The following is a 13,071-nucleotide window of genomic DNA, read 5'->3' as shown; positions in this document are numbered from 1 at the left end:
AGTTAATATTTTATTATAAAGGGGTACTAATTCTTTTTAGAGCAGTAAAATCGTTTAAAGAATATTTAGAACAATCACAACCTATGCCTGATTGTTTTATTCCTGTATGAGGAAGTTCAATAGAATATTTAATCCCATTTACATGAACTTCACCAAAGTCTAATTCATCAGTCATTACTTTTTGAATTGAACTATCATTTGTAAATATATAAGAGGCTAGGCCAGATTTGGTCATGTTAGCTTTATTAATGGCTTCTTGTATGTTCTTAAAAGAAGATATAGCAATAACAGGACCGAAAATTTCTTGTTGGTAAATTTTCATGTCAGCTGTCACGTTTACTAATAAAGTTGGAGGGTAAAAAGATCCTGTTTCTTCTGGTGAAAAATCCCCCCCAGATAGGCATGTTGCCCCCTTATTTAAAGCATCAACAACAAGTTCATGAATGCGATTTCTTGCTGTTTTATTAATAAGAGCCCCCATAGTTGCATCGCTATCTCTATGCCAACCTAATTTAATAGTATTGAGTCGTTGTAAAACTTTTTCTATAAAACTCTCTAAGATAGAGTCTGCGACAAAAACTCTATTTGCTGAAACACAAGTTTGACCAGCATTGGTAAATTTTATGCTGTGTAAAATATCTGCAGCAAGTTCTTGGTTGGCATCATCAAGAATAATAAATGGTGCATCACCACCTAGCTCCATTGAAAAGTGTTTAATTGAAGTTGTACTTTTTTCAATGACTTTTAAACCTGTATTGGTAGAGCCGATCAATGTCAGCATCGCTGGAATAGTTGAAGATGACATATGATTTCCTAGTTCTATATCATCACCAGCAAGAATTTGTACCGCGCCTTTAGGTAACCCTATTGAATGACATATTTCTCCTACAGCATAAGCTGACAGAGGGGTTTGGATTGATGGCTTAATGATTATTGGGCATCCACTTGCCATTGCTGGTGCCAGTTTATAGCCAATATTAAGCAAAGGAAAATTCCAAGCTAAATAAGCAATACAGGTCCCAACAGGTATTTTGATAATAGCATGTGAATGTGTATCATCTATAACAGTCTCCGTTGCTAAATAATCTGAGGATATTTTGGAATAAAATTCCATGCTGTCGATTAATAATTGAAAATCTTCTAATGTATCTTTCCAGGTTTTCCCTGTTTCTTGGTGGACACAATTTCTTAAATACTCCTCTTGTTTAATAAACTCAGATCTTAGTTTTCTCATCCAAATTATACGTTTGTTTATGGATAATCTCCCCCAATTAAACTCTGCATCTTTAGCACAATTTAAAGCTTGATCTGCAATGGTTTTATCAGCGATATAAATAGATGATATTTTTTCATCAGTAGCTGGATTAAATATTGTCTTTTGTTGGTGGCTATTAACTAACTGGCCATTAATATACAAATATGGGGACATAGAAAATTCCATTTAGTAGAAAGTGGATTAAGTATTATTAAAAGTGAAAATTATTTTTGTGATAATGATCTATTTTTTGTTCTAGATAATTAAAGTTCCATCTTATGGGAACTTTCTTCGACTAGATTGTTTCTCTTATTAAAAAGGAGGAGGATTAGAGTTAGTTATTAAATAATGGTTGAAAGATATTAAGGGTAAATTTTGAACATTAAAAATGTAGTTGTTTATCCAATTTCTGTTTCTTTAGATAAACCCTTTTACTTTTCACAAGGTTGGGTCACAAATCGAAGTTCTTTAATTGTTGAAATTATTACAGATGATGGAATCAGTGGTTGGGGAGAATCTTTATGCCATGGGCTTCAATCACCTCATATTGCCGCGGCTTTCATTGAAAAGGTATTCAAGCCAATACTACTTGGTCGTGATCCATTTGATGTCGAGGTGCTATGGGAGGAAATGTACAACATAACTCGTCCTTATGGACAAGGAGGGGCCGCGGTTAATGCTATTAGTGGTGTGGATATCGCGCTATGGGACATATTAGGTAAAGCATTAAATCAACCAATTCATAAATTAATTGGTGGGGCATTCCGAAATGAAGTTATGCCATATGCAACGGGGTTTTACCGTGTTGCCAATGCAAAATATCCAGAGGCTAGTATCGAAGAAGCGCATCGCTATGTAGAGTCTGGATTTAGTGCCTTTAAACTTAAAATAGGTTTTGGTGCCGAAGAAGACATTAAATTCATGCGTGCAATTCGAGAGGCAGTCGGTGATAACGTTAGAATTATGGCAGATGCGAATGCTGCTTATAATACTGCAGTTGCCCGCCGTATTATAAAACACACTGAAGATTTGAACCTATATTTTCTGGAAGAATTACTTGCACCTGAAGATCTTGTTGGTTATCAACAAATAAAAAACATGTCAGCAACCTATATTGCAGCTGGTGAGCAAGTCTTTGGCAAAATGGGGTATCAACCTTGGTTGCAAGATCGAGCGTTGGATATTATTCAACCAGATTTATGTTCTTCGGGCGGTATAACTGAAGGAAAGAAAATAGCGGCTCTGGCACAAGCAAGTCAAACCATGATGATTCCCCATGTCTGGGGTTCTGGAATTGGTATTGCGGCTTCTTTACAATTTATGGCATCTTTACCACCAACTCCTCTATCACTAAATCCTATTGAACCTATGTTGGAGTTCGACCAATCTTCACACCCATTCCGCAAAGATTTAATCTTCGATGGGATTAAAATGATTGAAGGTAAAGTTCAGATACCTTCACAACCTGGAATTGGTGTTGAAGTTAATCGTGAAATTCTAAATCAATATAAAGTTAATTAGTTTACGGGAGCTTGGTAATGAAAGATGTGAATTGGTTAATTATTGATTGGGGAACTACAAATTTTCGTGCCTTTGCGATGAATGAAGAAGGGAAATTAGTCGATAAAATTGAGAAAAAACTAGGTTTACTACAAGTTGAGAAAGGAAACTTTGCGCAAGAACTAGAGCAGGTACTGCTACAGTGGATAGGTCAGTACCAACAGTTACCTATTTTCATGGCGGGAATGGTCGGTTCGGCACAAGGGTGGATTGAAGTACCTTATGTTCAAGCTCCTGCTAGTTTAGATGATTTAGTTGAGGGGAGTAAGTCTTTTAGACTCCCTTGGGGAGCTATGGCAACTGTGATCCCAGGTGTAAATATCGTGAGCGATCTGGATAATTACGATGTGATGCGAGGAGAAGAAGTCCAAATTTTTGGTTTGGATATTTTGCTTAATGACACTGAATCTTTTGCTATTTTCCCTGGTACTCATAGCAAGCATGTAAAAATAAAACAAGGATGCATTCAAGAATTTAAAACTTATATGACTGGAGAGTTATTCTCATTGCTGAGTCAGCATTCAATATTAGGACGAGGACTCCCTACGCAAATAGAATCAGAAGCAGCTTTTAAGCGTGGAGTTTTAGAAAGCCAAAATGGTAATTTAACCAATAAACTCTTCAATGCAAGGACGCATCGATTGTTCAACAATATTGAAGAAAATGAAGTTTTTGATTATTTATCAGGAATACTTATTGGTCAGGAGTTTAACAATATTTCAAATTCAAGTGTTTACTTGGTCGGTAGTGATAAATTATGCGAATGCTATTATCAAGCCTGTAAAATATTATCGATAAATAGTGAAATGATAAATGGAGATGAAACATTTTTAGCAGGTATGTTAAATATTAAACAGGAAGTAGAAAATGGGAAAGAGTAAATTTAATCTAGATGAACACCTACCTTTGATGGCAATTATTCGTGGGGTTAAACCTCAAGATGCAGTACGAGTAACGCAAATTTTAATCGATGAAGGTTTTACCATGATTGAAGTACCACTTAATAGCCCTGATGCATTAGTGAGTATTGCAAGTTTAGTTGAAAAATTTGGACCGCATTATTTAATAGGAGCAGGAACTGTTACGACGCTAGAGAAAGCCGAAGCAGTAATTGAAACAGGCGCAAATTTGATTGTAACACCAAACTATAATGAAGAAGTCGTTAAACTCTCTACTGCGGCAAATTGTGTAACTTTTCCTGGTGTGGTTACGCCGACCGAAGCCTTTGCAGCGTTAGCTTCAGGGGCTACAGGATTGAAACTTTTTCCTATTAGTCAAGTAGGAATAGATGGATTTAAAGCGCTCAAATCGGTACTTCCACCGGAAACATTATGTTTTCCTGTAGGAGGCATTAATCCAACTGAGGAAAGCATGAGGCCACTAATAAAAATTGGTGCTCAAGGTTTCGGTTTAGGCTCTTCACTTTATACGCCTGATTTAAGTGACGATGAAATCAGGCAACGGGCTAAGAAATTCGTAGCTGAATTTAAAAAATGTAAGTAATATAGAATCGTGAAAAGTCCAAAAATTTTTGGACTTTTCATTAACCTTTTTTAGTTTAACTTCTGAGAAATAAGCTGACTGTACTGTTGCAGAAGAGGGATTAATTCTTCCATGCGTTCATCAGGCATATAAGGTTTAATGCTAGTGACAGATATAGCCGCTATTATATTTTGGTATTTATTACGAACAGGAACTGCGACACATCGAACCAGTTCTTCATTGTCTTCTAAGTCAAAGCTATAGTCATATTTTGAATAAGACTCCATACGTTCAATCATAGCATTTACATCTAAGTGTGTTTCTTTTCTTATCAGGCGTAACCACTCAGTCTTTGGCATGTCAATCATCAGCGACTTACCAATACCTGTAGCAGCAAGAGGTAGACGATCTCCAATTCTCGACCTTAACTCAATGGCGCGATAGCCAGAAATTTTGTCTAGGTAAAAAATATGATCTTCATCCTTGATGCCAAGATGGACTGTATCCTTGGTTTCTTCAGCTAACTTACACAAAATAGGGTGAGCGATTTCTTTTAAGGGCATGTCTTTTTGAGCCCGGTTTCCTAGTTGAATCATTTTAGTACCAAGAACTATGCCTATACCTTTGACTTCCCGAATATACCTTGCTTCAATTAATCCTTGTAAGATTCGATGAACGGTTGATTTGGGAAGCCCAGTTTCTGTACAAATAGATTTTAATTGGCAGTTACCATTTGCTACTGCATCAATGACAGCTATAGCTTTATTTAATGCTTGGTTATTAGACATAGTTACCTCTTACATTTATGTGAAAGGTAACAAAAAGTAAAATATAATATTGTGATGAATCTATATATTTGGTTCTTATTATTCCCATTATGTGGGATTTTATTTTATCAATCCCATGAGTTGTGGAAGAGACATTGAAATTTCAGGTATGTATATTACTAGCATTAAGACGCCAAATATAATGATAAAAAATGGTAGTAATGTTTTTACTATCAATTGAGGGCCGTCATTAGATAATGATCTAAAATGGCCGTGTAAGAGTAACTTACCTAGAGAATGTCCCATCCAAGCTGCAATGTATTCGGTAGGAATGCCATAAGTGTGGAGATATGTCTTGATTTGGTGTTTTCCCCAGTTTGCCTGAAGTAATTTTACTTCACCGAGTGGCATTTGCACATTCCAAATGTACTTAGGTTTAAAGCTTTCTAGTTGGTCGACATGAGTAAAAAAGAAAAATAGATGCTCATCTCCATCTAAAATGCTCTTAATTTTGGTCTTAGTATTATGTTGTTCAGGGACTGAGTTTTTATTGAGGTTTTCAAGGTATTGAATGTATTGCTTCAAAATATCTATTGCTATGCTTGGCAATATTATCAATCGGCTATTATCGCCTTTTATATATTCTTTATCAGAAATCCATAATATACTTTCTTCGATGAAATAATCTTTTAGTGTCCCCCCCCCCCCAATCGTTAACGGGGCGATCCCTGGGCTAGAGATCAAATGTCTCCCAAACTAAAAATGAGCTTGAAGTTGAGCAGATCAACAAAGGTAGTGAATAGGTAACCAACTATTAAGCCTATTTTTGCGTTAGTCACTTATCCATTGCTGTAAATGTTCAAGAATCATAGTGATTCGCTTTGGTTTTTGTTTGTGCCGTTTTCCTATGCAATATAGAGATTCAGTTACTCTGTTTGTTGGATTATGTATCGTAACCTCATCGGCTAAATAGAAGCTGTCTACAGCACTTTGGGGTAACACAGTGAATCCCATTCCTTTAGCGATAGGGAGTAAAATTTGGCTAAGTTGATTGATGTAGCTTACGGTCTTAATTTTTTCAATTTCAATATCTTGCCAATTTTTCTCACCACATCGATGCAAATAGAGTGATAAGTAATGATCCGCATCTGGGTGGCGTATCATACCTAATGAGCTCAGTTGTGCTGCGGTAATCGGTTTGTTTTGGTGATCCTTCGGTAATACAAGGCACAATGACTCAACACCGAGTTTATCTATCTCAAAGAAGCTTTCTTGTGGCTTGTGAGTGACGATACCTAAATCAATATTGCTGCTTTGTACCTCATTCAAAATTTTATGGTTAGGAGCTACTTCTAAATGCACGACAAGTGTTGGATTTTGTTTTTGGAGTTCGAGCAGCTTTGGAAATAAAGACAGTGCTAAAGAGCCAGAACATGCCAATTTGATTTCTCCTTGGTATGGGTCATCGATATTTAGAGAATCTAATAATGCATTTTCATTGATAAGTAACTGTTGAGCATAATTGTAAACTTGTCGTCCTTGTTCGGTTAATTCAAATGTTTTGTTGTATCGGATCAGTAGGTTATGTCCACATGCCGCTTCAAGCTTTTGAATATGTTGGCTCACACCTGGCTGTGTCATAAAAAGTTTGTCACTGGTTTTAGTAAAGTGACCAACATCGACTAAGGTTTTAAAAGTGTGTAGCCATACTGGGTTTAACATGATGCTGAGCCTTCAATAACAAATAATTATTAAAATAAGAATAATTGATAATTTTTAAAAGTAAACCGACTTGATTAATCTTTACCTTAAGCAAGCACACACGATGAAATAAATGAGGTAATACAATGGAAAATAAAACATACCCAAGAACGTTTTCTCACATTGGGATTTCTGTACCAGACATTGAAGCTGCGGTTAAATTCTATACCGAAGTACTGGGTTGGTATTTGATTATGGAGCCAACGGATGTGGTTGAAGATGACTCTGCTATCGGTGAGATGTGTACTGATGTATTTGGCGCAGGTTGGGAGCGTTTTCGTATAGCACATATGTCAACGGGTGACCGAGTGGGAGTTGAGCTTTTTGAGTTTAAAAACCAAGAAAATCCTGAAGATAATTTTGAATATTGGAAAACCGGCGTATTCCATTTCTGTGTACAAGACCCAGATGTGGAAGGTTTAGCGGAACGAATTGTTGCTGCTGGTGGTAAAAAACGTATGAAAGCACCACGTTACTACTACCCTGGTGAAAAGCCTTACCGCATGATCTACATGGAAGATCCGTTTGGTAATATTCTTGAAATTTACAGCCACAGTTATGAGTTGCACTATGCAAGTGGTGCGTACAATTAATCTATAAAGCTGATTTAGTAAAAATAATGCCCATTTTGATGTTTAGTTATCAAAGTGGGTATTTTCGTTTGAAGCTATGAAAGTGTTAGATTTGTCTGCCAGATACTTCTAAATGAGCCATGCAATGATTCTATTTCCCCCTTCATTAAATGTTTATAAACATCGATTTTAAAGCTCGTTTAACTGGATTTATCTATGTTAGTTGTTATTTGTGACTTAATTGGTTATTAAATTCAGATTTATTGGGTCAATAGTTCTTGGTCTATTTGTTAACGAGGATGAAGAGTTAAATGGAGGTTGATTATAAAAAGTGTAGACTATTTCAGAGGTTAGACATCACATTGCTTAAATGTAGGGGGCTTTTATCGTACAAAAAGTTTAACATTTTCTATAAGTTGGAATAATATTAACTTATTCAGGGACGATACCAATACCATGCTTGTTTTAGGGTATAGACAGAAGGTCAAATAATACCGTGCAGATTAATAAGTCATTCATCAAAGTACCTCATTTTTCTGAGCTAGTGTTAAGTTCAACGTTTATTAACTTATTATCACTGGCTTTACCTTTCGCGTTGCTACAAATCTATGACCGCATTCTCCCTAATCAAAGTTATGGGACGGCTATGGTACTTGCAATTGGTGTGGCTCTTGCCATTATTGTGGAAGCATTTTTACGTTATATGCGCAGTTGGTTATTAGCTTCTTCGGCTGCAAATTTTGAACAAAAAACGGTAGAGAAAAGTGTTTATGCTCTCTTTAAAGGAGACTATAAGCATATAGCTCAGATGGGTATTGGCCGCATCTATAATGGATTTACCGCAATTGGTCATATGCGGGATGCTTATTCTGGTCAGTTCATGATTTCGTTAGTTGACCTTCCATTTGCGCTGGTTTTTATCGGCTTAATTGCCTATATCGGCGGAAGCTTAGTTCTTATCCCTATTATGGTGTGGTTGATCGTTGGCCTGATCGTTTTATACATAGGTCGCCAACTAAAAACAGTCACTTATGGTTTGTCATTAACAGAAAGTCAGCGCTCTCGTGTGTTTATCAAAGTGTTTTCAGGTTTAACTACAGAGAAAGCATTAGCACAAGAAAGCCAAATATCTTCATCTTATCGTCAATCTAATTATCAATATGCTCAAGCTCAACAACATGCGGATTGGTTAGCCGCCAAGTTGCAACTTTTTATTGGGCTTGCTTCTCAAGGTACGACATTAACGCTTATTTTGGTGGGGAGTTTGTCAGTATTAGCAGGTGATTTAACGACTGGTGGGTTAACAGCATGTTCCATTTTAGCGGGTAGAGCTGTTGCTCCGCTTAGTTCTTTAATTGGGTTATATAACCGTTTAGCGGTAACAGATGTAGCAAGAAAAGAAGTTCAAGAATTAATGGATCTTCCAGAAGTACCATTCAAAGGAAATGTTGATTTACTGGATGATCAATCTTTCCCTTCAGGTCCAATTTGTTTTAAGAATTATAAATCGTATGAGACCGTTGCAAAACTTGATATTGATGAACTTGAAATTAAAGCCAATGATCTCGTTTCTTTGCATTCTGATCCTTTAACTTTTGCAAGTTTGTTTGTGGCTTCTATTGGGGGGCTAAAGCAAGCCGAAGAAGGGCAACTATTCATTGGTGGAAAGGATATCCATGAATATCATTACCAAGATTATAGCTCTGCTGTCATTTATGTACCGTCATGGCCCACATTATTTGCAGGTACCGTGTTAGATAACTTAACGCTATTTCACCCAGAATTAGAGAATGAGGCAGTTGTTTTAGCAGAGCAACTGGGTTTATCTGCTTCTATAGGTGACTTAGCCGCGGGTTATCAAACTGAAATAACGGAAAGTGGTACTGAGATATTTAACAAAGGAACCATTAAGTTAATTGCTATGGTGAGAGCCTTAGTTCAAAAACCATCAATTTTGTTATTAGAGCAACCTCAATTGTCGTTAGATTTGGATTGCCAGCAACGAATGATTCAAGTGTTATTAGAGCAACGTCAATTCATGACGATTATTGTAGCTTCTTATTCTGAAAAGCTGATTGAGGCATGTAACTGTCATATTTCAATTGATTGGGATGGACATTGCACTATAGAACGGACAGAGGATCAGTAAGATGCCGATGGAATCTAAAGATAACAAAATAGAAGTGAATGCAATGGCTGATGCAACTATGTCAAATCATTCCAAGTCATCATTAGGTGGTAGAGATTCAAGTGAGAATCTTAAAGTGGTCCTGCAGTTTTGGCTTAAAGAATTAGGATTAAATGCTCAAGAGAAGAATGTCAAAGCTAACCCAGAATTAGATACTTTGGATGCGTTAGGGCTTGTTGAACAGCTGAAAAAGTATGATGTGGGATATGTGACAGACCATGTTACTCGACAAAATGTCCAAGATACGCCATACCCATTTATTTTGATTGGGCGCTCGGGTGGAACTCAGTTATATCGGCGCCGTAATGATGATTTGCAATGCTTTTCTGTAAATACTCAAAAGTGGATAAAATGTGAGCTGGCTGATCTGGATGTAAATGCGATGGCTGTATTTATTGAGCGATTGCCATCAAAACAGTTAAATTTAAAAGCATTTTCGAGAGAAATGAGTAAACGCTCTAAATGGTATCGTCCCGTTTTTTTCTTAAGTTTATTTATTTCACTGACAGGTCTGAGTATTCCTCTGTTTACCATGGCAGTTTATGACCGTGTTATTGGTGCTCAAAATTCAAATATTATTATCCCAATTGCCGTTGGTGCTGCTTTAGCGGTTATTATTTATCTCATCTGTCAGTTATACCGAGCTTATATCTTAACTTCAGTAGGAAACCGATTCTCAAGGGATTTATCAAACTTAACCTTCCATCGTTTGATGTCGATGTCATTAATGCTACTGAGCCGTGTTGGCATGGTTAACCATATTAACCGCATGAAAAATGCTGAAAAAGTACGTTCAATTTTAATTGGTCCTACGGGGACAGCTTTAATCGACTTACCCTTTACGCTGGTTGTTTTAATCGCCATTGCACTATTAAGTGGTTGGTTAGTGCTCGTACCAATTTGTATGTTGTTATTAAATTTTATCATCATGAAACTGGTGACTCGTTATACCAATAATGCTTTGCCAACGGTATCGAATCAATATCAAGATGTGATGATTGAGTTATCTAAGAATGTGTTGTTATTAAAATCAGGTGGCAGTATTCATGGTTGGGTGAAAGGGCTTCAACGTATGAATCAAGAGAATAGTCGACAAAACTTTTTATTTGCAAAACGGAATGGTTTGAATGCAGCTGTTGGTCAAATGATGAGTATGCTAACTGCACTTATTACGATTTTTGTAGGGGTTTTTTTGGTCCTTGAACAAGACATTTCACCAGGAGCACTAATTGCCTGTGTGATGTTAATTTGGCGAATTACAGGCCCTGCTCAAATGGTTTTTTCATCTTCTTTGAAATTTACCATGTTGGGAAATGCCATCCGTCAATTTGATAGTTTTATGATGGTGAATACGGAGAATAATGAATTAAGGCTTGATATTCCTAATGTCGATGTTTCTCCTTCTGTGAGTATTAAGCAACTTACTTTACGTTATAACGCTGAAGCTCAACCGGCTTTATCTGGTGTAAGTTTTGATATTGAAGCAGGTGAAGTTGTTGCGATTATTGGTCCTAATGGATGTGGAAAAACAAGTGCATTACTTTCTTTGCTTGGCGTATTAGAGCCACAAGGTGGATATATTACGGTTAATGGTAAAAACATTCGACAATATGACCCACAGGTGTTTCGTCGTTGGGTTTCTTATTCACCAGCTGAGACTGACTTAGTGGTTGGAAGCTTAGCGGATAATGTTCGTACTGTGAAACCAGAGGCGACAGATGAAGAGGTGAAACAAGCCTTATTAAAAGCAGGCGCTCAACCCCTACTTTATAGTGTTAATGGCGATATAAATGCACCATATTTTAGTGATTATGATCTTCTGATGCGTTCCATAGATGCGAGTACTATTAGTTTGGCACGCTTAATATTAAAAGATGCTAATTATTGGCTTATGGATGAGCCACTATCGAGTTGCCCGGCTGGAACTAAAAACTATTTTAAAGAATTAATTACTACACTTAAAGGTAGTAAAACGATGGTATTTACGACTCATGATCCGGAATTGATTTCGATGGCAGATAAAGTCGTCGTGTTAGATAAAGGAAATTTAGTGTACGCGGGCCCTGCAATAAAGCCTGAATCCGCAACGGAAATTGATATGGATGTTACTCATGAATGAGAAGAAAAACAGTGCACCGGAAATCTGGCCTGATTTTGAATTTTCTAGTGCTATAGAAGCACCAACAGAACGTAAAATTATTAAAGCCACCATATTGGTTATTTGCTTAGCCACTTTTAGTCTTTTCATTTGGTCTATCTTTACTAATGTCAATGAAATAGCCAAAACCCATGGTCAAATTGTCCCTCTTGGACATAAGCAAGTCATCCAAAATAAACATGGTGGTACGATTTCATCTGTTTTGGTTGCAGAAGGGGATGTTGTCAATAAAGGTCAGGCTTTGGTGAATTTTGTATCGGTTGATAGTCAGTCACTAAAAGATGAATTAGAAGCGAAGCGAGCCAACTTTATTTTAAGAATTGAGCGTTACAATGCTTTTTTATCAGAAAGACAACCTGATTTCTCGGCCTTCGTTGAGGTATTTCCTAGCCTAGTTAAAACTCATGAGCAAGCTTTTCAGGAAATGTTAGAAAAAGAAGCATCATTAGTGTCTGTTTCTCAAGCTGAAATCCGGAAAACTCAAGAAGAGATCAACAGTATTAATAATGAATTACCCACATTACGCTCTCAAATTGCTCACTCACGTCATATGTTGAATTTGATGGCCTCAACAACTAGCCGACAAGCAATTTCTGAAATGGAAAGGAATAATCAGGAACAAAAATTAGCTTCTTATACGCGAGAATTGACATCGTTATTAGGGAAAAAATCTGTTTTAGAAAAAACATTGGTTCATTTAGATGAGCAACTTAAAGAGAAGAAAACGGATTATAAATCAGATGTAAGTGAAAGACGTACCGAAGCTCAAACTGAGTTAATTACAACAGAAGCGCGCCTACGGTCATCTAATTTTGATCTAGAGGACAATACTGTTAGAGCACCCGTCGATGGTATTGTTCAATCCATTCCAACTACCAATGAAGGTAGTGTTATTCAGCCGGGCGGAACGGTTGCTATCATTGTACCGACGACTAAAACAGCCATTATGGAATCGAAATTATCCCCTAGAGATGTAGGTTTTATTCATATTGGTCAAACAGTACGGATTAAAATTGATGCATTTGATTACAGTCGATATGGTTCTCTTGAAGGTATTGTAGAAAAAGTCTCTCCAACGACTGATGCTGATGAACGTGGAGGGGTGTACTACAAAGTCCGAATTTCAATTGCTCATCCATATTATTTTGATAATCCTGATAAATTTAAATTGATTCCTGGGATGACCGGTGAAGCAGATATTGTGACAGGTGAAAAAACAGTATTTGAATATTTATGGAAGCCTGTATATACAAATATAACTACTGCTTTTGGTGAAAGATAACCAGTTATCGATGTTTAAAAGATCGTGACTGAGATTTATAGAGGTA

11 protein-coding genes are annotated in these 13,071 nt (G+C 36.8%); 7 read left to right on the top strand and 4 right to left on the bottom strand.

The annotated features are described in order from the left end of the window. Nucleotides 1-13 precede the first annotated feature (13 nt). Nucleotides 14-1,429 (bottom strand): aldehyde dehydrogenase family protein, encoded by a 1,416-nt coding sequence (locus tag QQJ93_RS11695; RefSeq protein WP_160117520.1) that lies wholly within the window; start codon nucleotides 1,427-1,429, stop codon nucleotides 14-16. Nucleotides 1,430-1,630: 201 nt separating this feature from the next. On the opposite strand from QQJ93_RS11695, the gene QQJ93_RS11690 reads away from it, so the two are divergent. The 3 genes from QQJ93_RS11690 to QQJ93_RS11680 are packed head-to-tail and all read left to right on the top strand — an operon-like array spanning nucleotide 1,631 to nucleotide 4,318. Further along, nucleotides 1,631-2,776, top strand: a complete 1,146-nt coding sequence (locus QQJ93_RS11690; RefSeq protein WP_089123668.1) for a mandelate racemase/muconate lactonizing enzyme family protein — start codon at nucleotides 1,631-1,633, stop codon at nucleotides 2,774-2,776. A gap of 17 nt (nucleotides 2,777-2,793) precedes the next feature. After that, complete coding sequence (locus QQJ93_RS11685) at nucleotides 2,794-3,696, top strand: 2-dehydro-3-deoxygalactonokinase (protein WP_284186093.1); 903 nt, start codon at nucleotides 2,794-2,796, stop codon at nucleotides 3,694-3,696. Next, the gene (locus QQJ93_RS11680; RefSeq protein ID WP_089123666.1) at nucleotides 3,683-4,318 is read left to right on the top strand and encodes a 2-dehydro-3-deoxy-6-phosphogalactonate aldolase; all 636 of its coding nucleotides are present in this window, start codon (nucleotides 3,683-3,685) and stop codon (nucleotides 4,316-4,318) included. Before QQJ93_RS11685 ends, QQJ93_RS11680 begins: the two co-directional genes overlap by 14 nt. A gap of 50 nt (nucleotides 4,319-4,368) precedes the next feature. On the opposite strand, the gene QQJ93_RS11675 is transcribed toward QQJ93_RS11680, so the two are convergent. The 3 genes from QQJ93_RS11675 to QQJ93_RS11665 all read right to left on the bottom strand — a co-directional run bounded on the left by QQJ93_RS11675 (nucleotide 4,369) and on the right by QQJ93_RS11665 (nucleotide 6,786). Further along, complete coding sequence (locus QQJ93_RS11675; protein ID WP_089123665.1) at nucleotides 4,369-5,085, bottom strand: IclR family transcriptional regulator; 717 nt, start codon at nucleotides 5,083-5,085, stop codon at nucleotides 4,369-4,371. Nucleotides 5,086-5,184: 99 nt separating this feature from the next. Next, entirely contained in the window at nucleotides 5,185-5,808 is a 624-nt protein-coding gene (locus QQJ93_RS11670; protein ID WP_089123664.1) for a hypothetical protein, read from the bottom strand. A gap of 87 nt (nucleotides 5,809-5,895) precedes the next feature. Then, complete coding sequence (locus tag QQJ93_RS11665) at nucleotides 5,896-6,786, bottom strand: LysR family transcriptional regulator (protein WP_089123663.1); 891 nt, start codon at nucleotides 6,784-6,786, stop codon at nucleotides 5,896-5,898. A gap of 125 nt (nucleotides 6,787-6,911) precedes the next feature. Here QQJ93_RS11665 and QQJ93_RS11660 point away from each other — a divergent pair, with 125 nt between their 5' ends. The 4 genes from QQJ93_RS11660 (at nucleotide 6,912) to QQJ93_RS11645 (ending at nucleotide 13,025) form a co-directional block, all read left to right on the top strand. Further along, on the top strand, nucleotides 6,912-7,418 hold the full coding sequence (locus QQJ93_RS11660) for a lactoylglutathione lyase family protein (RefSeq protein WP_089123662.1): 507 nt from the start codon (nucleotides 6,912-6,914) through the stop codon (nucleotides 7,416-7,418). Between the two features lie 475 nt (nucleotides 7,419-7,893). Further along, nucleotides 7,894-9,546, top strand: coding sequence for an ABC transporter transmembrane domain-containing protein (locus tag QQJ93_RS11655; RefSeq protein WP_089123661.1), 1,653 nt, complete (start codon nucleotides 7,894-7,896; stop codon nucleotides 9,544-9,546). A gap of 1 nt (nucleotide 9,547) precedes the next feature. After that, the gene (locus QQJ93_RS11650) at nucleotides 9,548-11,704 is read left to right on the top strand and encodes a peptidase domain-containing ABC transporter (RefSeq protein ID WP_089123660.1); all 2,157 of its coding nucleotides are present in this window, start codon (nucleotides 9,548-9,550) and stop codon (nucleotides 11,702-11,704) included. Further along, nucleotides 11,697-13,025: an HlyD family type I secretion periplasmic adaptor subunit gene (locus tag QQJ93_RS11645; protein WP_089123659.1), complete on the top strand. Its 1,329-nt coding sequence runs from the start codon at nucleotides 11,697-11,699 to the stop codon at nucleotides 13,023-13,025. Before QQJ93_RS11650 ends, QQJ93_RS11645 begins: the two co-directional genes overlap by 8 nt. The last annotated feature ends 46 nt before the right edge of the window (nucleotides 13,026-13,071 follow it).

This window comes from Vibrio algivorus (assembly GCF_030161215.1).
Lineage (GTDB): Bacteria > Pseudomonadota > Gammaproteobacteria > Enterobacterales > Vibrionaceae > Vibrio > Vibrio algivorus.
The sequence above is the reverse complement of the archived record's forward strand: the minus strand, read 5'-3'. Positions and strand labels throughout refer to the sequence as shown.

Excerpts from the sequence above, each read along its gene's own strand:
- QQJ93_RS11695 (WP_160117520.1), bottom strand. The coding sequence starts at position 1,429 with ATGTCCCCATATTTGTATATTAATGGCCAGTTAGTTAATAGCCACCAA.
- QQJ93_RS11685 (WP_284186093.1), top strand. The coding sequence starts at position 2,794 with ATGAAAGATGTGAATTGGTTAATTATTGATTGGGGAACTACAAATTTT.
- QQJ93_RS11680 (WP_089123666.1), top strand. The coding sequence starts at position 3,683 with ATGGGAAAGAGTAAATTTAATCTAGATGAACACCTACCTTTGATGGCA.
- QQJ93_RS11675 (WP_089123665.1), bottom strand. The coding sequence starts at position 5,085 with ATGTCTAATAACCAAGCATTAAATAAAGCTATAGCTGTCATTGATGCA.
- QQJ93_RS11665 (WP_089123663.1), bottom strand. The coding sequence starts at position 6,786 with ATGTTAAACCCAGTATGGCTACACACTTTTAAAACCTTAGTCGATGTT.
- QQJ93_RS11660 (WP_089123662.1), top strand. The coding sequence starts at position 6,912 with ATGGAAAATAAAACATACCCAAGAACGTTTTCTCACATTGGGATTTCT.
- QQJ93_RS11650 (WP_089123660.1), top strand. The coding sequence starts at position 9,548 with ATGCCGATGGAATCTAAAGATAACAAAATAGAAGTGAATGCAATGGCT.
- QQJ93_RS11645 (WP_089123659.1), top strand. The coding sequence starts at position 11,697 with ATGAATGAGAAGAAAAACAGTGCACCGGAAATCTGGCCTGATTTTGAA.